This is a genomic window from Pseudoalteromonas sp. XMcav11-Q (genome assembly GCF_040104525.1).
Classification (GTDB): Bacteria; Pseudomonadota; Gammaproteobacteria; order Enterobacterales; family Alteromonadaceae; genus Pseudoalteromonas.
The window spans coordinates 373,267-395,005 of record NZ_JBECOX010000005.1 but is presented as its reverse complement, the minus strand read 5'-3'; the positions used below and the strand labels follow the sequence as shown (position 1 = coordinate 395,005).

20 protein-coding genes are annotated in these 21,739 nt (G+C 45.3%); 7 read left to right on the top strand and 13 right to left on the bottom strand.

Going from position 1 to position 21,739, the window contains the following annotated elements; all coding sequences use genetic code 11:
- Positions 1 to 12: 12 nt before the first annotated feature.
- From ABMY45_RS11070 to ABMY45_RS11050, 5 genes are all read right to left on the bottom strand, one after another.
- Positions 13 to 1,260: an HlyD family efflux transporter periplasmic adaptor subunit gene (locus tag ABMY45_RS11070; RefSeq protein WP_349288893.1), complete on the bottom strand. Its 1,248-nt coding sequence runs from the start codon at positions 1,258 to 1,260 to the stop codon at positions 13 to 15.
- Between the two features lie 235 nt (positions 1,261 to 1,495).
- Positions 1,496 to 2,434 carry a polysaccharide deacetylase family protein gene (locus tag ABMY45_RS11065; protein ID WP_102056382.1) on the bottom strand — a complete coding sequence of 313 codons (939 nt, stop codon included), beginning with the start codon at positions 2,432 to 2,434 and terminating at the stop codon, positions 1,496 to 1,498.
- A 2-nt stretch (positions 2,435 to 2,436) separates the two neighbouring features.
- Positions 2,437 to 2,988: a YbhB/YbcL family Raf kinase inhibitor-like protein gene (locus ABMY45_RS11060; RefSeq protein ID WP_211868282.1), complete on the bottom strand. Its 552-nt coding sequence runs from the start codon at positions 2,986 to 2,988 to the stop codon at positions 2,437 to 2,439.
- Positions 2,985 to 4,106, bottom strand: coding sequence for an alkene reductase (locus tag ABMY45_RS11055; RefSeq protein WP_349288892.1), 1,122 nt, complete (start codon positions 4,104 to 4,106; stop codon positions 2,985 to 2,987). The genes ABMY45_RS11060 and ABMY45_RS11055 overlap by 4 nt, the downstream gene beginning before the upstream one ends.
- 13 nt (positions 4,107 to 4,119) lie before the next feature.
- A complete protein-coding gene (locus ABMY45_RS11050) occupies positions 4,120 to 4,539 on the bottom strand; it encodes a lactoylglutathione lyase (protein WP_227387299.1) in 420 nt (139 codons plus the stop codon).
- A 112-nt stretch (positions 4,540 to 4,651) separates the two neighbouring features.
- Here ABMY45_RS11050 and ABMY45_RS11045 point away from each other — a divergent pair, with 112 nt between their 5' ends.
- On the top strand, positions 4,652 to 5,578 hold the full coding sequence (locus tag ABMY45_RS11045; RefSeq protein WP_349288891.1) for a LysR family transcriptional regulator: 927 nt from the start codon (positions 4,652 to 4,654) through the stop codon (positions 5,576 to 5,578).
- A gap of 96 nt (positions 5,579 to 5,674) precedes the next feature.
- Positions 5,675 to 6,292 carry an HAD family phosphatase gene (locus tag ABMY45_RS11040; protein WP_206471248.1) on the top strand — a complete coding sequence of 206 codons (618 nt, stop codon included), beginning with the start codon at positions 5,675 to 5,677 and terminating at the stop codon, positions 6,290 to 6,292.
- Between the two features lie 46 nt (positions 6,293 to 6,338).
- Here the strand turns inward: ABMY45_RS11040 and ABMY45_RS11035 are convergent, their stop codons facing one another.
- Both ABMY45_RS11035 and ABMY45_RS11030 read right to left on the bottom strand, forming a co-directional pair.
- Positions 6,339 to 6,551, bottom strand: coding sequence for a hypothetical protein (locus ABMY45_RS11035; RefSeq protein WP_010604115.1), 213 nt, complete (start codon positions 6,549 to 6,551; stop codon positions 6,339 to 6,341).
- 32 nt (positions 6,552 to 6,583) lie between these two features.
- Positions 6,584 to 6,766: a hypothetical protein gene (locus ABMY45_RS11030; RefSeq protein WP_174168472.1), complete on the bottom strand. Its 183-nt coding sequence runs from the start codon at positions 6,764 to 6,766 to the stop codon at positions 6,584 to 6,586.
- 303 nt (positions 6,767 to 7,069) lie between these two features.
- Here ABMY45_RS11030 and ggt point away from each other — a divergent pair, with 303 nt between their 5' ends.
- Positions 7,070 to 8,812, top strand: coding sequence for a gamma-glutamyltransferase (ggt, locus tag ABMY45_RS11025; protein ID WP_349288890.1), 1,743 nt, complete (start codon positions 7,070 to 7,072; stop codon positions 8,810 to 8,812).
- Positions 8,813 to 9,086: 274 nt separating this feature from the next.
- On the opposite strand, the gene ABMY45_RS11020 is transcribed toward ggt, so the two are convergent.
- Positions 9,087 to 9,560, bottom strand: a complete 474-nt coding sequence (locus ABMY45_RS11020; protein ID WP_174168474.1) for a hypothetical protein — start codon at positions 9,558 to 9,560, stop codon at positions 9,087 to 9,089.
- Between the two features lie 6 nt (positions 9,561 to 9,566).
- Entirely contained in the window at positions 9,567 to 10,721 is a 1,155-nt protein-coding gene (locus tag ABMY45_RS11015) for a PepSY-associated TM helix domain-containing protein (protein ID WP_174168475.1), read from the bottom strand.
- Between the two features lie 327 nt (positions 10,722 to 11,048).
- On the opposite strand from ABMY45_RS11015, the gene ABMY45_RS11010 reads away from it, so the two are divergent.
- The 3 genes from ABMY45_RS11010 to ABMY45_RS11000 all read left to right on the top strand — a co-directional run bounded on the left by ABMY45_RS11010 (position 11,049) and on the right by ABMY45_RS11000 (position 14,417).
- Positions 11,049 to 13,175 carry a TonB-dependent siderophore receptor gene (locus tag ABMY45_RS11010; RefSeq protein WP_211868296.1) on the top strand — a complete coding sequence of 709 codons (2,127 nt, stop codon included), beginning with the start codon at positions 11,049 to 11,051 and terminating at the stop codon, positions 13,173 to 13,175.
- 109 nt (positions 13,176 to 13,284) lie between these two features.
- Positions 13,285 to 13,866, top strand: a complete 582-nt coding sequence (locus ABMY45_RS11005; RefSeq protein ID WP_174168476.1) for a hypothetical protein — start codon at positions 13,285 to 13,287, stop codon at positions 13,864 to 13,866.
- A gap of 14 nt (positions 13,867 to 13,880) precedes the next feature.
- Positions 13,881 to 14,417: a hypothetical protein gene (locus tag ABMY45_RS11000; protein ID WP_174168477.1), complete on the top strand. Its 537-nt coding sequence runs from the start codon at positions 13,881 to 13,883 to the stop codon at positions 14,415 to 14,417.
- Positions 14,418 to 14,447: 30 nt separating this feature from the next.
- On the opposite strand, the gene ABMY45_RS10995 is transcribed toward ABMY45_RS11000, so the two are convergent.
- A complete protein-coding gene (locus tag ABMY45_RS10995) occupies positions 14,448 to 15,026 on the bottom strand; it encodes a TetR/AcrR family transcriptional regulator (protein WP_174168478.1) in 579 nt (192 codons plus the stop codon).
- Between the two features lie 107 nt (positions 15,027 to 15,133).
- Between ABMY45_RS10995 and ABMY45_RS10990 the strand changes: the two genes are divergently transcribed.
- The gene (locus ABMY45_RS10990; RefSeq protein ID WP_174168479.1) at positions 15,134 to 16,333 is read left to right on the top strand and encodes an MFS transporter; all 1,200 of its coding nucleotides are present in this window, start codon (positions 15,134 to 15,136) and stop codon (positions 16,331 to 16,333) included.
- A gap of 16 nt (positions 16,334 to 16,349) precedes the next feature.
- Here the strand turns inward: ABMY45_RS10990 and ABMY45_RS10985 are convergent, their stop codons facing one another.
- The 3 genes from ABMY45_RS10985 to ABMY45_RS10975 all read right to left on the bottom strand — a co-directional run bounded on the left by ABMY45_RS10985 (position 16,350) and on the right by ABMY45_RS10975 (position 21,524).
- A complete protein-coding gene (locus tag ABMY45_RS10985) occupies positions 16,350 to 17,795 on the bottom strand; it encodes a metallophosphoesterase (protein WP_349288889.1) in 1,446 nt (481 codons plus the stop codon).
- A gap of 89 nt (positions 17,796 to 17,884) precedes the next feature.
- Positions 17,885 to 19,873, bottom strand: coding sequence for a hypothetical protein (locus ABMY45_RS10980; protein ID WP_349288888.1), 1,989 nt, complete (start codon positions 19,871 to 19,873; stop codon positions 17,885 to 17,887).
- A 49-nt stretch (positions 19,874 to 19,922) separates the two neighbouring features.
- Positions 19,923 to 21,524, bottom strand: a complete 1,602-nt coding sequence (locus tag ABMY45_RS10975; RefSeq protein WP_174168482.1) for a hypothetical protein — start codon at positions 21,522 to 21,524, stop codon at positions 19,923 to 19,925.
- Positions 21,525 to 21,739 lie beyond the last annotated feature (215 nt).

Genomic DNA, 21,739 nt, shown 5'->3' with positions numbered 1-21,739 from the left:
TCCTTTGGTTTGTTATTTGCTCAAAGTCACTAAGGGTGTGTCGGCATAAGATGCCATATCCGACAAAATAAACTGCTGATTTGTCGAAGCGCCACTGAGCAGTTGAATGTGCTGTGACGTTTCTGCGCCATAGTGTACTTGAATTGCATGGGCTTGTTGTTTTTCTTTATCAACAAGATATAAGGTTGCTTGACTATAAGGTTTTGCACCGATGGGTTTGTCGATGAACAGTGCGGAACTCAATTTGTCGATAGAGACTTTTCCCTCAATATTTAGCTCGGGGCGAGCACTCGCGGGCAGACTTTTAGGCAGTGTCACCTCAACTTCAATATTGCCATTTTGTACCATTGGATTAATGCGCGACACTTGGCCTTCAATTAAGTCGTTACGGGTATTGATGCTCACATGCTGAGCCAGCTTTATTTGCTGGGCATAGGCTTGTGGGATCTGTAATTGCGCATATAAATCAGTGGTGCTGCCAACTAACACCAATTGAGTGCCAAGAGAGACACTTTGTCCAAGTTCCACATGAAGTTGCTGCAATACTCCTTTGATCCCAGCCCGTACAGTGAGCTTATTCACCCTATCTTGCACCAATAAAAATGCTTCATTACTGGCATCAATATTTGACTGCGCAAGCTGCAGGTTGGCTTTGTGTAAGGTCTGTAATTGCGCTATTCGCTGTTGCTCTATATTAATGCGACGTTTCAGCTGGCGATGGGTAAGTACCGCGCGTTGGTAGTCGAGTTTAGAAACAACCCCATCTTCAACCAATTCTCCTTGAGCGCTAACCTCCAGCTCGGCACTTTCTAACTCAGATCTCAGAATTTCTAAATCCGCCTGATGAGACAGCAGTTCTCGTTGTTGATTGATATCGAGCTGTAGATATTGGTCTTGCGATTGCGCCAAACTGCGTTTGGCATCTTTTAAAGATTGGGCCAAATTTGCATCTTGTAATCTCATGATGATGCTGTCGGGGTTAACTTGTGCACCTGGGCGCAACACAATTTCTTCAACCGTGGCATCGCTCGCGGCACTTATCAAACGCGGCGTTTTCGATTTAAGCTGACCATATCCAGATACACTGACTTCTAAATCTCCTTGCTGGACCTCCGCAATCCATGTTTTTGTCATAGGCAAAGATGCCTGCGCTGAGGGCTGTATTAGCAGCCATATAATAACGATGGCGAAAATGGTTCCGCCAACAGCCCACATCCAGTTAACCTTGTTGCGCTTTTTATGTTCGACTTGTATATCCATGTTGATATCTCTGGTGGAATGAAGGTTGTTATTACTCAGTAGATAACAAGTCGCATGCCAAAATTTAATTTACTGAAATTATTAGATTTTTTGTTTTGTCTGTTTGCATGGAAGGAGTGCTTTTTGCGGTTTCGAAAATAAAAATTGTGGTTTTGGGAAGCTCGATTGTATTTGCAAGTGCGCAGAAGAAAATAGGCTCATCAATAGAGCCTATGAATTGCAGCGTTATTATTTGTTAAAACACGCGTTCTGGGTTGGTTGGTACGTCTTGCTGTTTTAGGGTCCATTTCGCTATGTCTATTTTGCGCATAAACTTAACCTTTGGGTGCGATTTAGCGTAGTGAATAAAGTCGTCAAGTGCTTTTACGCGTGCAGGGCTGCCTGCGAGTCTGTCGTGTGCACTAATAGACATCATGCGGCGCTGGGATTTTCCTTCTTCATAAAGCACATCAAACTCGTCCTTTAACTCTTGCAAATAGGCTTTTGCTGTCATTGCGGAGCTGCCGCCATAGCGCACGATATCGTTGTTTCTAAAGGTGTAGGGGACAACAACGAAAGGCTTGCCATTGACCGGTGTTAACGAAGGCTCATCCCGAGATAAGTCATCAATATGATAGACAAAACCAAGGGACTGCAAAATAGTTAGAGTTTGCTGTGAATGGCGCATCCAAAATGCGTTAAAGCCTTTTGGCCTTTGCCCGGTGATCTTTTCAAGCACATCTGCACTGTGAATATAAGATGCACGTTCTTCTTCGGGTGTCATCGAGTATTGTGGTGTCCAGTTTTGTCCATGACCTGAAATTTCATGCCCTTTTTCTGCCACCATTTTGGCAAGCTTAGGATTAAGCTCTGCAGCTTTTCCTACCATGTGGGACGTCACTTTGATGTTGTGCTTATCCCAAAGCTTAAGCAATCGTGGGATCCCTTCATTCATGCCATACTGATACCAAGTAGGAGCGACGGTGTCGGGGTAGCCCGCTTCTTGCTGAGGAAATGGCCCAGGATCGCTTGGGTCTTGCGCGGTTGCTTCAAACTGCATGGAGATAGAGATCACCAATTGAGCATCATCAGGCCAGTAATGGCCAGACTCTATTTCAGCGCCGTGGGCTGTGCCTGCAAGCAGGGCAGTTGCTGTTAGTAGCGCTCGAATACTTGTGGTCAACGTGGTACGCATGGTTATTCTCCTGCGGCTCTTGGGCCGGCATACACAGAAAGTGTTGCCTGCGCTAAGCTATGCTGGTGGATAAAAAACCCAGTAAGTGGTGCCGTTGCACCAGCTGGCACGGGGAGTGTATCTACATCTAGTGCATGCACGGTAAAGGTGTATTTATGTTTGCGGCCAATAGGCGGGCACGGGCCAAAGTACCCAGGCTTTCCTAAATCCGTATTACCTTCAATGGCTTGGCTTGGTAAAGTTTCTGCAAGCCGAGTCGTGTCTTTGGGCAAGTTATACACTTGCCAGTGCCAAAATCCGCTGCCGGTTGGCGCGTCTTGATCGTAAAACGTCACCGCAAAGCTCTTGGTTTGTTTAGGTGCATTTGACCAAACTAAGGTTGGCCGTGTGCTGTTTCCCTCGCAGCCAAATTGATCCCAGTATTGAAATGGTCGAATAGATTTTTCGGCAACAAGATCTGGGCTTTCTAGTGTAAACTCAGATGCTGAAATTGCATCGGTTGCACCGAGTAATGCCATAGAGGCTAGGGATAAATGCAGTAATAATGGCTTCATATTGCACCTTTTGCTCTTAATTGTTGGAAATCTGCATGGTCGGTGTAGCCTTGCTCGCTACCACCAAACAAAGGCGCATCAGGGTTGATTGGACTCAAAGGCAATTGATGAGTTAGACGGTATACGAGGTCTGGGTTGGAGATAAACTTGCGACCAAAAGCCACAAAGTCAACTAGACCTTGCTCAATAAGGGCTTCGGCTTGCTCTGGTTCGTAATTGCCCGCCACAATAATGGCGCCGTGAAATTTTCTTCTTAGTGCTTGCCTAAAGCTCTCCGTCACGACCGGCGCATCATCCCAGTCCGCTTCTGCTAAGTGCACATAGGCAATGCCTAAGCGGTTAAAGTGCTCCGCGGCGAGCAAGATAGTATCAATGGCTTGTTCGTCTTGCATGCCACGTTGGGTAATAAAAGGCGCTAATCGGATCCCTACTTTTTCAGGTCCAATTGCTTGGCTAATCGCGGTGATAACTTCAACCGCAAAGCGAATTCGGTTTTCCTTCGAGCCACCATATTGATCATGACGTTGATTAGAGCTGCGGCGTAAAAACTGGTCAATTAAGTAGCCATTACCTGCGTGGATCTCGACGCCATTAAACCCCGCCATCATGGCATTCTCAGCCGCATGGACATAATCTTCGACTATGCTCTGTATTTCTTGGGTTGCCAGTGCACGTGGTGTTGGGCAATCGACCATTTCACCGACTCCTTTTTCATTGACCACCCACACTTGTGCGTCGGGCGCCAATGCTGAGGGGGCGACGGGTTGGCCATCTTCATGAAAAGTGGAGTGAGACATACGACCGACATGCCAAAGCTGACAGAAAATACGGCCACCTTTTTGCTGGACTGCATAGGTGATTTCTTTCCATCCAGCAACCTGCGAAGCAGTATAAATTCCGGGAGTAAATGAATATCCTTTACCCTGACAAGAGATTTGTGTGGCTTCACTAATGATAAGCCCTGCCGAAGCGCGTTGGGCGTAGTACCTTGCCATCAACTGGTTTGGAATATCTCCCGGTTGTGTTGTTCGAGAGCGGGTCATTGGTGCCATCAAAATGCGGTTTGGTAAGATTAAATTACCGAGTTTTTTCTGCGTAAATAACAATGGATCAGACATAGTATTCTCCTAATTATTGGACAAGTGAGTTGATGTGGCGTGGGAACAGCACTTCAATTTTTAGAGATTCAGGTGCAAAGATAAAAACCTGATGCTCATTGCTAATAGGGACATCTCGTTCCACGTAACGAACGCCAAAATGCTCTAGTCGGGCGATTAACCCGGGGTAATCGTCACCACGAAATGCAATATGATCTATGTTGCTAGTACTCATGCTTGCGGTTTGCGCAGAACCAAGGTATTCAGCCTGTGCTTGGGTATGTGGTGATTGTTCAACCAGATGAATGAAAGGTTGCTGTTGGTCGCCATAAAACCACTTTCCTGGAAATGGAAAAGGTGGACGTAAGCCTTCTTTAAGCCTAAGCACTTGCTCAAAAAAGGTCGCCATTTTTGCCATGTCATGTGCTCTAAACAAAAAGTGATCTAACTGCATGGTGTGTTACCTCCATTGGTGTTAGCGATTTATGTGTTGAGAACAGTCTATTTGTTTATTAATATTTGATAATTGGCTTTTATATAAAATTACTTTTCGTAAAAGGTGAATAATGAAAAGCAAAGCAGACGATATGGCGCTTTTTGTTCAAGTGGTGCGCTCTGATGGCCTGGCTGCGGCAGGGCGAGTATTAGGGCTTTCTCCAGCGAGCATGACCGCACGGATCAATGCACTTGAAGCGCACTATAAAACCCGTTTACTTACTCGAAACACCAGAAGTATCAAACTGACCGAAGCGGGAGAGCGGTTTTATCAGGGCTGTGTGCGAGTTATTGAGGAGGTTGCGGCGGCGGAGGCACTACTGCAAGATGCCGATCCCGATTTGAGAGGCACACTCAAAATTGCAGCAAGCTCAGACTTTGGCCGTCAGTACGTGGTTCCCGCCGTTGCGGAGTTTGCCACGCAGCATCCACAGGTGGTGGTTAACTTGAGCTTAGGGGAGGGCTTAGTCAAATTAGTTGAGTCTGGCACTGATATCGCCATTCGTTATGGTAATTTAAATGATAGCAGCTTGATATCTCGGCCTCTGTTAAACAACCGCAGAGTGCTGGTGGTCGCCCCAAACTATCTCGAACAGTATGGTACACCAAATTGCTATCAAGCATTACAGCAACATCGCTGTTTAGTACTGGAAAGAGCGGGACAGGCGCTAAACGATTGGTATTTTCTCGATAAAGACACGCAAGCAACCATCATTGAAACCGTGCCTACTTGTTTAGTGAGTTCAGATGGCGAAGTCCTACGAAACTGGGCTATTCAAGGACTTGGGATCACCATCAAGTCATGGCTGGATGTTCACAAAGATATTAAAGCGGGGCGATTGGTGGAGTTGTTGCCAACTCAAACATTGGGATTTAGTCCAACGGACTCAGACAAAGTCGCGCTGCAAGCGATTTATCCATCTAGGCAGTTTCAACCTCGCCAAGTCAAAGCATTTCTGGCCTTTTTTAGCGAGTATTTACAACAAATGCAGAATTGAGTTTATTTCATCGGAGTCTACCGAATTAGCCGTGCGTAAGTGATAAAGATATGCATAATAAACGCTCATATTCAAACTAACTAAAGAGGTTCAAGGATGGCAATTGGCAATATTAAACACGTAATTTTTGACGTCGGTAACGTATTTGTGAGGTGGTCACCGGAGGAGATAGTTCGGCTTACCTTTGGCAACCAATGCGACGTTGAGAGTCTAGCTAAGCAGCTGTTCCACAGTGAGATTTGGTTTGCGATTAATCGAGGCGAACTGACTGAAGCAGACACCAAGCACGCTTTTATGCAAACCTGTCACTTAACCTCTGAGCAAGCTGACGAACTGTTCTTTTATATCAAAGAATCACTGATCCCACTTTATGGCACGCTTGCACTGATGCAGCGCCTAAAGGCGGCTGGATATAGTGCTTATGCCCTAACCGATAATGTGCACGAGATTGTGAGCCACCTAAAAGCGCGTCATACTTTCTGGCAACACTTTGACGGAGAAATTATTTCTGCTGAGCTTGGCTGCATGAAGCCCGGCAAAGCTATTTTTACTCATTTACTGGAGCGCTACCAACTGGCGGCAGGTGACTGTGTTTTTCTTGATGATGTCTTAGCGAACGTCGAAGGTGCAAAGCAGGTTGGGTTACATGGCATTCAGTTCTTTAATGCGGCTCAAGCTGAGCGCGAGTTGCGTGAGCTAGGATTAGTGTTTTAAGCAGGTCGAGACTCCAAAATAGGCCCAAGTACGGGCCTAAAAAGAATTAATCGCACATATACTGTCTATTTGTGAAAGCACAGTCGTGATCACCGTAACAAGAGATAGCACCTGTACGACAATCGTGGCGGTTAGTCGGTACACAGTCCAAATCAGTCAAACGGTTTACACCACCACCAATTTGGGGGGTTGCTTGTGGTGCAATAGCTTGAGCATTGTTTAAGTTTTTAAGCGGCTTTTTATTCAGTTTAATTTTCATTTTTCATTCCCTTTGGGTGGTAAGAAAGCGTATTAACAGCGAAGAGAGCCACAGTTATAGCAAGAACCAAATGCTTTCGTGTTGCATAACTCGGTTATTTCTCTGTCACAAACCGCGGTTAAATAACCTCCCGCGATGTTTGGTGTTTGGGCTTTTTCCAAGCCTGCAGTATGGTTCAGTTGTTTTATCTTTCTTTTTGTTAGTGTTAATTTCATCTTATTTTCCTTATTGTGAAAGCTTGAATTGTCGTACAAAAAACAAACTACATTATTGACTGTACCTAACGTAAATTATTTGTCAAATATGCTTTTTAAAGGTTAAATTTGTGTTTTTCTCAATTGCCTTATTTCAACCCTGTGTAACTTCAATGCTCGATGACAAGCTGCTTTTTAGCCTTGAGTGCAGTAACTATGGTGTAACGTAAATTTGCACTGTCAGTCGCCCAACGCATCGATATTGTTTGGTCTTTTTAATCATGCAACACTGCAACATGAGAATAATTAAAAAACGGGATGAAGATGCGTAAATTAACAGCCTTGGTGTGGACTTGCTCTGTTTCCTTATGTACGGGTGTTGCGTTTGGTAACACGGCGCAAGCTGACGAGTCACCAATATTTAGTTCTAAAGCCACGGCACAGCCAATATGGGCTGAACACGGCATGGTATCTAGCCAAGAGGCACTTGCTAGTCAGGTTGGTGTAGAGATTTTAAAGCAAGGTGGTAATGCCGTTGATGCGGCTGTCGCAGTAGGTTTTAGTCTGGCCGTGACTTTGCCAAGGGCCGGAAATATCGGCGGTGGTGGCTTTATGCTAGTGCATCTGGCAAAAGAGAATAAAACCATTGCGATTGATTATCGCGAAATGGCGCCGAGCCGTGCGCACAAAGACATCTTTATTGATGAAAACGGCGAGGTAAACCCAAAGCTAAGCCTTCAGCACGGCCTTGCCGTGGGCGTTCCCGGAACGGTTATGGGGATGGAGTTAGCACTCGAGAAATACGGCACCATGACACTTAGTCAGGTTATCCAGCCTGCAATCAAATTGGCGCGTGATGGCATTAAAGTGACCTCTGACTTAGCTAACTCGCTTTCTCATAATTATATTAAAGAACGAATGCTCGATGTGCCGGCATCTAAGGCCGTGTTTTATAAAAAAGATGGTAGCAGCTATAAGCCAAATGAATGGCTGGTGCAAGCAGATCTTGCCCACTCTTTAGCGCTGATCGCTGAAAAAGGCAGCGCGGGCTTTTATCAGGGCGAGACAGCAAAGAAAATTGTTGCTGCGGTAGAAGCAGCTGGTGGCATTATGTCGCTGGATGACTTAAAAGGCTATAAAGCGGTAGAACGTGAACCAGTAAAAGGTACATATCGCGGCTACGACATCGTTTCTATGCCACCTCCTTCATCTGGTGGTGTGCATATCATAGAGATGCTAAACATGCTGGAGCAATACCCTATTGGTGAGCTTGGGCATAATAGCGCTGCTACCGTCCATATAATGGCTGAGGTCATGAAGCGTGCGTATGCTGACCGCAGTGAATATTTGGGCGACCCTGATTTCTACGACGTACCTGTTAAAGCATTGGTGGATAAGCAATATGCAAAGCAGCGCAGTAAACAAATAAACGCAGACAAAGCGACGCCAAGTCGTGAGATTAAGCCCGGTAAATTATTACCTTATGAGAGTAACCAAACCACGCATTATTCTGTGGTAGATAAGTGGGGCAATGCAGTGAGTAACACTTATACGCTCAACTTTAGCTATGGCTCAGGTATTGTCGCGGCTGGCACAGGCATTCTACTTAACAACGAAATGGATGATTTCTCGGCAAAGCCCGGCACACCAAACGGTTTTGGCTTGGTTGGTGGAGAAGCTAACGCCGTTGAAGGAAAAAAGCGCCCGCTGAGCTCAATGACACCTACGATTGTAATGAAAGAGGGTAAACCCTTTTTGGTAACGGGTAGTCCTGGTGGCTCGCGTATTATCACCACCACGCTACAAATCATTATGAATGTTATTGATCATGGCTTGAACATCGCTGAAGCAACCGTGGCTCCGCGTATTCACCACCAATGGTTACCAGATGAAATTCGTATTGAACGTAGCTTAAATGTGGATACTCGACATCTACTTGAAAACAAAGGACACACACTTTCAGAGCAGAATGCGATGGGCTCAACCCAGTCAATCATGCTTACCGATAAAGGTCTATTTGGCTCCTCAGATCCAAGGCGTGCAGATAGCGCTGCGGTGGGGTACTAATACCAATTGAATTAATTCTCTAATCAATTTGAAGGGTGAAATAGCATATTAGCTTCGTTAAAAATTTCTCATTTAGAACAACTAAATAGCATAACTTTTGCCTTGCCTATATGGATATAGGTACCTTAGCGGTAGCAGGACGCGAGAGCGGTGCTACTAAAGCTATTTCCCCGCTTCAAGATAGATCATTTACTTAATACAACTGGTATAATATCCTGATTTCTATTGAGTCTTAAGTGCAATTTAATTCGAGTAGGGGCGAGATGCCCCTTTTCTATGCGCTTTCTTTGATTAAATACTCTGGCAGTGGCCAATTCATGACGATGACTTCGCCTTGCCAAGTTTCAATCGTCAGCCAAACCTTGTCGTCTTTTGATAATGTTTTCTTTGCTAAAGCATGTACGTGTTGACCGTGTTTTGTGCCGTGAAGGATCCCGAGCTCATGCTTCATAAGCTGTGCAAGTGGCATCGCGTTGGGGCCGATATTGAGATAGCCTTGGCGCACAGATTCAACGTCACCTTTATTGAACAGTAGTAAGAAGTCTTTGACGTATAAGTTATCGTGGATGTATGGTGGCTTGTCGTCAAAAGGCATTGGTGTAATGCTGTACTCTCCAAGTGTTTGCTCCGCCAATGGAGCGGGAAACTCTGGATGTAATGATTGATAATAAAACCAAGCTGGCAACACCAGCAATAGGGCATTTAACCAATATTTATTGTGTTGTATAAAGCGTTTGACTGCATTCATGGCGATTTACCCTTGCTGTGCTTTTAGTTGTTTTGCATTGCTCCGTTCTTGGCTACGCGCGCGTTTGGTCCGAAGCTGATACATGATAAATCCAGTGACCGACATCCCGGATAAAATACAGCCAAAAATAAACCAGATGACTTTGGTCCAGATCCCTCCTATGGTGCCGTAATGCAGTGGATCTGTGATGTGCATAACCGTTTGTAAGCCTGTCATTGAATCAGGGTTTGCATGATGAACGACAGTATCATTCCAAGTGTTGTAGGCGATATTTATGCTGTAATCGTCATAGAGTATGTAGTCGTTTGCGCCACTGATTTTGAGCGTATCGCGGTTATGCTCAGGTAGCATGATGTAACTTGGGCGAAAGTCAGTGTACTGCTGTTGGATTTCACCGAGCGCTAGGTCAACACTGGTTTCCACTGCATTCGCGTTTATTGTTGAGTTGGGTATATCCGCAGCATTTAATGTTTCATGATGTTCTAGTTCAACACCAGCATGCCACAGCACCGCTTGCGTTAAATACCACAGTCCGGTGAGGCTCATTACGGTCATAAACCAAAGCGACCATACTCCACTGAGTTTATGGATGTCAGCGGCAAGGGTACGACCTCCTTGTGATTTACGCAGCTTAAACTGAAAAAACGCCAACCAAAACTTTTTGTATACCACCAGGCCTGTGATCAACGCGCCCAGTAGGATCAGTGACATAAACGCCACTAAATAGTAACCAACACTGTAGCCGTTTTGCCATGGAAATAGCAGCCAGCCATGTAATGAACGCATAAAGTTAATAAACGTATTGCCGTCATTTATTTCCTGAACAGCCCCTGTGTACTGGTTTACGTATGCAAGCGCATAGGGCTTGTCGACGTCGGTAAACATCACCACATAGGTCAAATAGGGCTCTCTCACATTGAGCCCCATGACATCTGCACTTGGGTACTCATCTTTAAACGTGCGTAACACTGAGCCCGCTGACATCTCACTTACCTGACTGGGGTTATATGCCCGAGAATCAGGGTTGGTAAGCCATGTAAGTTCATGGCTGAAAACGGAAATGGTACCTGTGATACAAATAAAGCAAAACAGTAGCCATATTGGCAGTGAAAACCAACCATGCAACTGAAACCAAAACTTGTTGCTTATTTTCTTTGCCATTGTGTGTTCCTAGTTCTTTGAATGACGGCGACAAATTAAAGCTGAGGGAGTATTTGCGCAAAAATGTAAATAAAGTATATCTTTTTAAAAGTGTAAATGGCAATTATATTCATTTGGATGTGCGTTAAATGGCATGTTTTATTCGTTTAGCGGTTTATCTTTCTTGTTTCTTTTATAGGAAAGTTGTTTTAAATTAGTTAGTTACTTATTTTGGGAACGTTCCTTAAATCGGGTTCGAAACTGGTTGTAATTTACTTTAATGTTATTGCTAATGGTTATCATCTGCATTATTATCGTTTCGATTTTTACAATATTAGGATGAACCCAGTGAACACTCTGCCTCTCAAAACGCTCTCATTTGCTGTTATGGCAGCGCTCGGCACGTCAGCATTACAGGTGCAAGCAGCACAGCAAGATAAAGAAGAAATTGAAAAAATAGTTGTGACGGGAAAATACACCGTCAATGAAGTGATAGACACCGCAACTGGCTTAGGGTTATCACTTCTTGAGACGCCGCAATCTGTTAGTGTTATTACCGCAGCACGGATCAAAGAGCAAAAACTCGATACATTAACCGATACTGTGTTAAATGCGATTGGGGTGTCAGCGAAAGAAGTTGATAATGTTCGTAATACGTTGCAGTCACGTGGCTTTGACATTACCAATTATCAAATTGACGGCGTTCCTTTGTCATGGAGTTTGGCAGGTGATTCAGGTGAAACCATCGCGGATGTTGCGATATATGAGCGCGTGGAGTTTGTGCGTGGTGCGACGGGGTTATTAACCGGCGCGGGCGATCCTTCAGCTTCTATTAACCTAGTACGCAAACATGCAAATAGCACCGACCTCACAGGTTTTGCCAGTGTCTCTTTGGGAAGCTGGAACAATAAAGAAGTGATGGTGGACGTTGCCAATGGATTAACTAACGATGGCAGTGTGCGTGGACGAGTGGTCGCGAAGTATGAAGAAGGTGACTCGTATCTAGATCTCTTCTCTGACGAAAGTACCGTGCTTTATGGGGTACTAGAAGCGGATTTAAGCACGCATTCGACGATCCGCGTTGGTGCAAGCTATCAGCGTAACGACCCTACCAGTCCAACTTGGGGGGCATTACCTACTTTCTTTACCGATGGAAGTAAGACAGACTGGGAAGTCGAAAAAACCACAGCTGCAAATTGGACTGAGTGGCAAACTACTGGCACCAATGCTTTTGTGAACTTTAGCCACAACTTTGCAAATGGTTGGGAACTGGTCGCCAATTACAACAAGCTGAAATACGAGCAAGATACAGAGCTGCTGTATTTATTTGGCACATTGGATAAAACAACAGGTGAGGGCTTAGCGTCTTGGCCCTATAAAAGTACAGGTGAAAGTAACCAAGACAGCTTTGATATCCAGCTTAAAGGTTTTTATCAACTCGCCGGTCGTGAGCATGATTTCGTAACTGGCGCGCTTTACAGTGAGCAAAGCGCCGATACACTCACTTTCGCTACGCTCGATAATGCCTTTTTGCCAGTTGGCAATTTTTACGAGTGGGATGGTAATTTTCCTGAGCCGACGTGGGGCACAGAAACCTCAGTTGCTCAAGATATGGATACCGAGCAAAAAGGGTTCTACGCCGCAACAAGGCTAAATCTTAGCGATGAACTTAAAGTAATAGCGGGTGGTCGGTTGTCGAGCTGGCAGCGCGAAGGCGAAAGCTATGGCGTCATCACTGATTTTGGCGACAATGGCGTATTTATACCTTACGCTGGTGCCTTGTACGACTTGTCGACAACGCAGCGAGTGTATGCAAGTTACACTGAAATATTCCAGCCGCAAAATGCCCAAGACCGTAATGGTGATTTCCTTGAGCCAATCAAAGGAAAATCATACGAAGTGGGGCTAAAAAGTACCTATCTAGACGACACGCTGCAAACAACATTGGCGATTTTCCAAATCGAACAAGATAACCTAGCTCAAGATGATGTTGGATACATAGTTCCTGGTTCGGTAAATACAGTCGCGCAATATGCTGCTGAAGGCACAACCAGTAAAGGCTTCGAATTTGAAGTGGTGGGTCAGTTAACTGACGGTTTTGATGTGCATTTGGGTTATTCACAATACAAAGCAGAAGATGCCAACGGCGTTGAAGTGAATACGGATAATCCAAGAAAGCAATTTAAGTTGTATACGACTTACCAATTTGTGAATGCTTTACCTGAGTTGACGATTGGCGGTGGCGTGAACTGGCAGGATGACACTTATTCAGTAACGGGCAACGATAGGCTAGAGCAAGATGCTTATGCACTGGTTAGCTTGATGGCAAACTACGCTCTGGCAGACAATATGGCGCTACAGCTCAACGTAGAAAACCTCTTCGATGAAAAGTACTACAGCCAAATAGGCTTCTTTGATCAGTATCGCTATGGTGCGCCGAGAAATTACAGCTTAAGTTTTAGCTATGATTTTTAGCAGACTATAAACTAACTAAGCGTGGCTAGTGAGCCACGCTTTTGTTCATTGTCTATTTATTGCAAGAACTGTACGCTTGGAGGCAATACAGTCAAAAAGGAATTTTGCAATGAATTTATCCCCTGCTTTTTTGGTCGTTGGCTTTATAGTAAATATGAGTACAGCGTCCGCCACACCGGACTATCAAAATGTGCTTAACCAGCTACCGCTGCCACCTAATGAACTTACCACTTTACTGCATGACCTAGCACTACATGGCCTTGAGCAGCACGCTATGGCTGAATTAATTAAGGACTATAACCGATTACACAACAAACGGATAGAATGTGCCAACGTTGCGACTGTGTTGAAAAGGTCGCAATTGGACTCACTCAAAATGGATGTAGAGTACTACACCACTGTGCTTTTTTATGTTGATGGTTTGAACAAAAATCAGTGTGAATCTGCGGAGTTTGGCGCTTTTACAAGGACAGTCGCTATAAATTATGTGATGCATAAGAGCCCGAGGGAGCTTAAGCTGGTGAAAGCAATGAACGTGCTATCTTCTGGGCGTTACGCAAATTTTATTGAGTTTGAGGCTGAGTTTAACGCTTTACCTGAGACCGTTAAAACGGCCGCGCTAAAAGCGGATTTTCTTCGAGATAACTTTAATTTGTTTCAAAGCTTGGAGCAAGTTCACGGACACGAGTGATAAAAGGAATATTTGTGAAATCCCTGCTATTAGTTTTGATATTGTTTGCGTTCGCGCCGCAAACTAACGCTGAAACAATGTCAGTAGATCTTACGCCGACTATTGAGTATCCAGTCGAACAACTTGAACCAGTTCAAAAGACGCTGCTTAGTGAGCTGTTAAATAGAGTAACACAACTGGGTGATAGAAAAGCGGCATGCGAAAGTGAGCGTGCTATTACAGAAGAGCAATTGCGCAGTCTTAATATTACCTCGCAGCAGCGAGGTATCGTTTTATCTTATTTTTATATTCACCAAAAAAGGGAATGTGAAGCCGAAGAATATGGCGAATTCGCCAGACTTGTTGCCGCGAATTTAGCGGTGCAAAAGCAGTCAGAAGTCTTAAGGTTCGTGAATACGTTAAACACGGTAAGCTCCAGCGTTTATTTCGATTATGTTGAAACGGAGCTGGAGTTTAACCAGCTACCAGAAAGTGTTCGCAATAAAACCTACCAAGCCGAGTTTTTACAGCATCCGTTTAGTCTTATGCATACGCTAGAACAGTTCGAATGATTCGGCGCGTTGTTACTGATTAAGTAAAACCTAAGCTAACATAATACGGTTTAATAATTCGTATGCGGTACGTTTTGCATCATCTACGGCTTGATCGGGTACTTGATGATTTGCAATCCAAAGTGCGAGACTCGTTAATCCACCATTGATAAATTGAGCGCTAGTTTTATGCGCTTGAGAACTCTGTTGCGGTGCGATTACACTTAGTAACTGTGTGATTGATGCCACACACCCTGACGCTGCCTTTTCGAGTTGTTCAGGCTCTAATACCGACTGCGCATCACGTAATATGATACGCTGTATCTCGGGCTCCGTAGCCATATCCAAGTAAGTTTCTGCACGTTTCAAAAGCGCTTGCTGAGGTGAGGTTTCACTACGTTCAATATCACGGAGCCGGATATCCATTTCACTATCTAGTTGCTGTACGACCGCGTAAAACAACCCTTTTTTGTTGCCAAAGTGATGATACAGCGCTCCTCGAGTGAGTCCTACGTCCGCTGTCAGCTCTTCTAACGCCGTCCCTGCAAATCCTTTACTTGCAAAAAGCACTCTGGCTTGGGCCAATAGCTCGCTGCGGGTTTTCTCCATCATGCTGCTTCTTGTTGTCATTTTGCGATCCTTATTAAGAACTACGCAATTTATAATTGACATACAGTGTGTATGTCAATTATTTTAACATACACACTGTATGTGAAAATAATCTCAAGGAGAGATCAGTGAATAATCCTTACTCCGAAATTTTTAAGATAAAAGGAACTAAGCATTTTAGCTGTGCTGGTTTTATTGCTCGTATGCCGCTCTCTATGATGGCGATTGGGTTAATCACCATGCTTTCGCAACTCTATGACTCATATTGGGTTGCAGGTTCCATTGCTGCGCTATTTACCTTCACCATGGCATTTGCTGCGCCGCAGTTGTCGCGACTGATTGATAGGGTAGGGCAACGCAAGGTTGTGATCCCTGCGACCTTGTTCAGTGCTGTATCTGCGCTGGCATTGTTGCTACTGAGTCACTTGCAAGCGCCACTTTGGAGCCTTTATGTTTTAGCCATGTGTGCGGGCATTATGCCAAGTGTTCCGGCTTTAGTTCGGGCCAGGTGGAGCGCGATACAATCAGATCAAGGCTTACTTAATACGGCATATTCTTTTGAGTCGGTACTGGATGAAATTACCTTTGTGATAGGACCTCCACTTGCGATTGCACTGAGCAGCTTGCTCTTTCCTCAAGCCGGTCCGTTGCTAGCGGTTATTTTGTTTGTGATAGGCAGTATCTGGTTAGTGTCGCAAAAGGACACCGAACCAAAAATAGAACAAAGTGAAAATCAGACCCGAACTTCCGCACTGGCTAATTCCACGGTTAAGTTGCTTAGTTTAGTGTTATTGGCACTCGGTGTAATTGTTGGTGCAATCGATGTATTAAGTATCGCTTTTGCTCAGCAGCAAGGTATGCCAATTGCGGCCAGCTTAGTATTGTCGATGTACGCGCTTGGTTCTTGTATCGCTGGGTTTGGATTTGGAGCCGTTAAGTGGCGTCTGTCTATGCCAGTACTGCTTGTACGTTTTGCGATGTTCACATTGATCGCGAGCGTGCTATTACTCAGTGTTAACCACGTTTATGGCTTGGCGGTAGTGATGTTTATTTCGGGACTCGCGTTTGCTCCAACGATGATCATTGCCATGGGTCTGGTTGAGCAAAGCGTACCAAAACACTTACTCACTGAAGCCTTAACTTGGCTAATTACCGGACTCGGTGTAGGGATTGCAGGTGGGGCTGCGTTGACCGGGTGGGTCGTTGAACACTTTACCGTGGATCTTGGATTTGGGGTTGCAGTGGTCGCTGCTGCTACCGTGGTGTTACTCGCCTGGTATCAAAAACACGATGATACAAGGCGAGCAACTCAAGTTGCCAGTGATTAGGATGTAAGAGTCGCGCTTACTTCGCCCGACATACCGCTTGTTTATCTGTAGTTTCGCTGCTGCAGGTTAGAAAAGCGGCACCACTTTCATCCAAAAACTCTCCTTGCCACGCGCCATCTTTGCCAAGCTTAATGGATAAAAAGCCGAACTTACCTTGTTCGTTAACGATTGCGTTTTGGCTATCAAGTGCATAATCAAATTCGCTAAAGGCATTGGTATCACTGAGGCTGACGCCGCTATTGCCGACAACGATTTGCGCAGGACGCGCGGTACTGGCAGCAAAGGTTGAAGACTGATAAATATGCATATGTCCAGCGAGTGATAAAGTTACGTGAGCAGGCAACTTACCTTGTCTGGTGTTCTTCAGCGCGGTTTGCAACATCACGTTTAGTGTGTCTTTGGTTGCCGGGTCTTCAACGCCCCAAATAGGTCTGTGGCTCATAATCCACATGGGTTTGGCTTTGAGTAGTTCGCTTCTGACATTGAGTCGTTGATATTGCTGTTGGTAGACTTTTGTTAGGCCATTGTCTGCACTGGCATCACAGGCATTGGCGCTATCCATTACCCAAACACTGAGCGGTTTTAAGTTGATGGTATAGGAGTTTTGCACAATGATATGGGCACTTGCAGATTGTGGCGGTTGATTATAATCCCCTTGAGATGGACATTGCTGTTGGTCAATGGCATCAGGAAGACTGGCTCCCGGGCCAAAAAAGTAAAACCAGCCAATTCCTGCGCGGCTACAAAGTTCATGATTGCCTCGTGCAAAAATCCATGGTGCGGTTGCTGAAAGATCGGTTGTTGCGGCAAAAAAGTCGGCTTGCCAGTTGCTCCATGTATCTGGTCTTGGGCTATTTATCGCGTTTTGACTGTAGTAGGTATCGTTGAGACCGCAGCTAGTACCACCATATCCACCATCGCCAGCGTCATAAGCATAGGTATCACCGGAAATCGCACCTCCGGTACCTCGATAGTTGAAATCCCCCATATGGAGCAACAATTGTGGTTGTTGCTTTGCCCCTTGCTCTGCGAGGGTTTTAAACGGCTCGGCAGCAGTGTTGTTTTCGCAAACTGATGACTTACAGCCAGTGTCGCCAAAAACCGCAATTTTATTCGGATCGAATGTCACGGGCGCTAACGAGAATTGACTATCACTGACGGTATAAGCCGTGTTTGGGGAGATTTTCGCTTCGCATACAGAGACTGGAAAATGTGTTTGGTCTGGACGCATTGCTCGCAACTGCATCGGCATGGATTTTTTACCAAAGAGCAAGCTTGGGCATTGGTTGGCGTCGCTGAGCACGCCGTCAACAACGACGCGCGCGTAGATATTTGGGGCTTCTGTAGTGGAAGGCGCGAACATTGAGTAAGCGCCTAATACTTTGGTATTCGCTTGTTGGACTGCAAACGTGCTGCTACAAGCAATTAAATTGAGCGTCGCAATGGCGATGATGATGCGCATGACTTCATTCCTTTTTGAACAGTTGAATGAAGTTTAATGCATTGTTAACAATTTGCGAGTTTCGAATACGAATATCTTGCTTCTGCTGGTTATTGGTGGCTGCAGCGGTAGAAGCCGGTGACTGTGTCTTGGCTAAAGCGTGTGCCGTTAACATAGGTGTCTTGGTTGATTTTACCAAACTGCGCTAGGTTATATTGCAATCGTGCAAGCATTTCAGCACTCGAGGCCTGCTCAAAGATTTCTGTTACCGGTGGATCGCCAACAAAGTTGGTATACCAAGGAAACCAAGAATTATCCTGCCCACTGACTGTTTGGTTCGGATAATAATTCCCTCCTTGCCAACGGTCGAAGGTAAGATCTTCGAGGCTAAATAGGCCAAAACCTGGCTGTGTCATACAAGCATCAGCCGCCTGATACTCAGGGTAACCTGAGCTGGCAGCAAAATGATTACAAACATTATGTGGCAAATTACTGCTATTCGCCGCTTGATACTCCGCCTTTCTAAACATCACAGGATGTGCGGGGCTTCCTGATGGGTAGACGATATTTGCCGCGACAGGTGATCCCCAGCGATAATGGTACATGGCCACAGCCAATCCTAAATCTTCCTTACTGGTGGCAACATTATCTGGATGAGTCCACACTCCACCCGGATCGGTTGGCGTTGCCCCATTTTTAAAAATAATCCCATATTGATTGTTTTCTAATTGATTCATTAGATTTGGCGTTGTGTTGTCAACCACCGTCGTTGGGATCATTGTGCTTGCGGCATTGGGAGTATAGGCGAGTGTTGGGTTATTTAATGCCTTCCAGCATAGCAAGCCATAACCATAGCCACTGGCTATCATCGGGCAGCCAGACATTGCCGATGCCGATTGGTTGCTTTCATATGTATGTGTTGTTGAACGTGCCGAAACTTCGCCGGAGCTAACCAATATTCCCCACGCCTTGCGAGTAATGCGAATATCAGCAAACTCGGTGTCAGGAATAAATACCGTTGTGGCCGAAATAACCTGTAGTCCTAAATCTAGTTCCAGTAGAGAGGTGGCAACGAGGGCGTCTTCATGAAGCTTTGGATACTGCGTCATAATCGTTTGCTGCGATGGTTTAATCACAGCGTCTCTTGGTGATAACCCTAATAAATATAAGCGATCATTATCAAGATAGCTTGCCAGTAAGCGTGATAGCTCAAGTTGCGCGATTGGACGCTTGGCTTGTATATTTGAGTTGTTATCCGTGAGGGTGAGGTCGGTATTTTGAAGCAGCAACCAATGCTTATCACTTAGACCCACAACCTGAGTTTGGTTAAGTATGTGACGAGATACGCTATCAGCTTGGCGAGTAACAATTAAACTATCGTCATTCAACGAATAGCTAGACTGTGTGGTGTCATTGTGGTGATGACGCAGCGCCGGTGGCTGATATTGTCCGATTAAGGTGGTAAGTTCAATGCGAATTGCGTCGCGAGTACTTTGAATAAGCCAATTTCCGGTTTCATCTCGAACAAAAATAGCCGGACTATATTGACCAGATTTATCCACGCTAAATGCTTGCCAAGTGGTATTACAGGCTTTGGCGCAGGAGGAGAAACTTCGAGTAAGGGATGACTTATCTTTTGCCAGAGATTCGTCATAGTTATCATTAAATACAAAGGGTAACTCAGCTTTACCCGACGCGAGTTGTAACGTGAACAGTAAGCGCCGTTGATTGCCGCTGGCATAGAGTCTGTTTTCTTTTAGATAACCGAGCTGGAGTTGAGAGTAACTCTCTAACTTTTTCATGTTTCCAGCTTCACCTTGATAGCTGGGCTCATACGTCTCGCTATTGAATGGTGCAGTTTGCTCTAATTGGGGAAATTGCAGCGTTTGTTTGCAGGCATCTTCTGCGCATGTTTGTAAGGTGATCCGTTGGTTCTGATACTGAAAAGAATACCAAGGTGAAAGGGCTTGATAACCTTGTTGTCCTGCGTGAAATAATAGCGGTAGGGTTGATGTATCGTAGTGCCCTGACTCTGCTGAGGCGTTAACGCTTAAAGACAAAACCCAGCAGGTAAGCGTAGTGGCGATGAACTTATTCATAATCTTTCCTTATTGGAGTAGGGCAGCGCATGGCCACCCTTAGCAAAACCTAGTGAATGATGCCTTGGCGTTGGCCTGCATTAACGGGTTTGTTGAGCTGCACAGAGAGCCAGTTTTCAACGTCACTACGTAATGATGCGTCGCTATCTGGACCGGATTGTGACGAATAGAACCATAACCCTGTTGGTGCTGGGGCATTGACATTGCTGCCGCAGGTAAAGTGATTTGCCGCATACATCACCGCGCCTGAGCTACCATATTCGTAATGACTGTCCGAATAACCACCGTAGCCTCTGGCTTGCACCCGACCTTTTGAATCAAGGGTAAAGTGATACACCTCATTGGGTTGCAACAAGAAAGGGCTGACGTCGGACGAATCAAAGCGCGCGCGCATTGTGGTGGTAACACTGGCTTGATTACCCGAACGCGTGATCATGCCTGCCAAGTTGGTGATGAGCGCATCGGCCAATTGACCATCAAGCAAGCTGCCAGGGTTGCCATTGACGATTGCAGAAGTAATGCCAAGTGCGGCTTTAACGACTCCAATGGTGGAGTTTAAATTCCATGTGGTGTTATATCCCATGGCTGCGCCACCGGCTTTATTAAACAAGATGACTTCAGGTGCAGCTCCTGGCAAATCGACCGCAAATTTTGCGCCGTCGGTTGCGTGTGAGTTGGTACCTTTTGACCAGATTTTTTTAGCTTGCCCAGTTACATGGTAGCGAGCTGAATAAGTGCCTCTGACTTCTAAATTGCCCGAACAGGCATTGCTTTGATTACATGCAAATCCCCCGGTGTCTGCACACAACATTTTGACGTGGAACTCTGTCGAGTTATGGGCTGAGGTGTTATCGAAACTGAGCGCTTTATTTTTTGACCAACGTTTCCCCTTAGCTGAGTGAAAGGCGCCGTAGGCTGAGGTATTGACATAAGCATGGTGCTTAGAAAAACCACTACCATCGCTGGTGGATGTGCTCCAAGGCGTTTGGGTTGATGGGTAGTTAGTGACTACTTGGCCTGTGCTGGTTGAAGGGGTCACCATCTGACATGAGCATTGTGACTTAGGCCCGAAGATGGGTTTTTTAGTCAGCAATTCTTTTAATTCGGCAAGAATATCTGACGGTAGCGTCCTATCGTATTCAAGTACCGAGAGCCCTTTACGTTTAGGAGCTGCGTACTCCATGTGCCAAGTGCTGTAAAGCTGCGATGCATTTCGCTCTAAATGTTGGCTGAGCGTTGGCACTTTTTGCTGTTGTGTCCATTTTTCGAATACCGTCGGTTTAAATTGAATAAGATATCGAGTAAAGAAAAAGTTATCTTCAGGCGTTTGTTCGGTAAAAGCATTTTCCCATGCTGATAATACGTTTTGATCTAAAGCTTTTGCTTGGCTTAGCATCTCTCCATCTCGATAGTCGCGGATCAAGCTATCGACATAGCGGTCTAATTCATATTCTTCGTCGTTGTCGGAGATATATTCAAGCAAGGAAACACGGTCTTGAGACCAGTTTGAAATGGCTTGCCACGCTTCTGGGCTTACTTGAGAGGGGGCCATTTCTCCATATTCTTCTGCGGCTTGTAGCGAAATACTACCCAGTAACAACGTGCTGGTAACTAGGCTGACTAATTTGGGGGTGAAATTTCTCTGTTTCATTTTTCTATTCCTTCATCGTTGTGCAGAGTCAACATGCCTCATGCATTGTTAACTTGCCTTGTGATGTTGGAAACTTTTTCAGCGATTGAATAGGAGGTTGTAGGGCCAGTTAGGGTCAACTTGGGTAAAACCTTTGATATTAAACGGACGCGTTGGGTTAGGTAAGTTTTGATATCAAGCTGTGGTAAATAAAAACTTAAATATCAAAGGTCTGC

Bases quoted from the DNA above. Each gene is read 5' to 3' on its own strand.
- ABMY45_RS11070 (WP_349288893.1), bottom strand. From the start codon at position 1,260: ATGGATATACAAGTCGAACATAAAAAGCGCAACAAGGTTAACTGGATG.
- ABMY45_RS11065 (WP_102056382.1), bottom strand. From the start codon at position 2,434: ATGCGTACCACGTTGACCACAAGTATTCGAGCGCTACTAACAGCAACT.
- ABMY45_RS11060 (WP_211868282.1), bottom strand. From the start codon at position 2,988: ATGAAGCCATTATTACTGCATTTATCCCTAGCCTCTATGGCATTACTC.
- ABMY45_RS11055 (WP_349288892.1), bottom strand. From the start codon at position 4,106: ATGTCTGATCCATTGTTATTTACGCAGAAAAAACTCGGTAATTTAATC.
- ABMY45_RS11050 (WP_227387299.1), bottom strand. From the start codon at position 4,539: ATGCAGTTAGATCACTTTTTGTTTAGAGCACATGACATGGCAAAAATG.
- ABMY45_RS11045 (WP_349288891.1), top strand. From the start codon at position 4,652: ATGAAAAGCAAAGCAGACGATATGGCGCTTTTTGTTCAAGTGGTGCGC.
- ABMY45_RS11040 (WP_206471248.1), top strand. From the start codon at position 5,675: ATGGCAATTGGCAATATTAAACACGTAATTTTTGACGTCGGTAACGTA.
- ABMY45_RS11035 (WP_010604115.1), bottom strand. From the start codon at position 6,551: ATGAAAATTAAACTGAATAAAAAGCCGCTTAAAAACTTAAACAATGCT.
- ABMY45_RS11030 (WP_174168472.1), bottom strand. From the start codon at position 6,766: ATGAAATTAACACTAACAAAAAGAAAGATAAAACAACTGAACCATACT.
- ggt (WP_349288890.1), top strand. From the start codon at position 7,070: ATGCGTAAATTAACAGCCTTGGTGTGGACTTGCTCTGTTTCCTTATGT.
- ABMY45_RS11020 (WP_174168474.1), bottom strand. From the start codon at position 9,560: ATGAATGCAGTCAAACGCTTTATACAACACAATAAATATTGGTTAAAT.
- ABMY45_RS11015 (WP_174168475.1), bottom strand. From the start codon at position 10,721: ATGGCAAAGAAAATAAGCAACAAGTTTTGGTTTCAGTTGCATGGTTGG.
- ABMY45_RS11005 (WP_174168476.1), top strand. From the start codon at position 13,285: ATGAATTTATCCCCTGCTTTTTTGGTCGTTGGCTTTATAGTAAATATG.
- ABMY45_RS10995 (WP_174168478.1), bottom strand. From the start codon at position 15,026: ATGACAACAAGAAGCAGCATGATGGAGAAAACCCGCAGCGAGCTATTG.
- ABMY45_RS10985 (WP_349288889.1), bottom strand. From the start codon at position 17,795: ATGCGCATCATCATCGCCATTGCGACGCTCAATTTAATTGCTTGTAGC.
- ABMY45_RS10980 (WP_349288888.1), bottom strand. From the start codon at position 19,873: ATGAATAAGTTCATCGCCACTACGCTTACCTGCTGGGTTTTGTCTTTA.
- ABMY45_RS10975 (WP_174168482.1), bottom strand. From the start codon at position 21,524: ATGAAACAGAGAAATTTCACCCCCAAATTAGTCAGCCTAGTTACCAGC.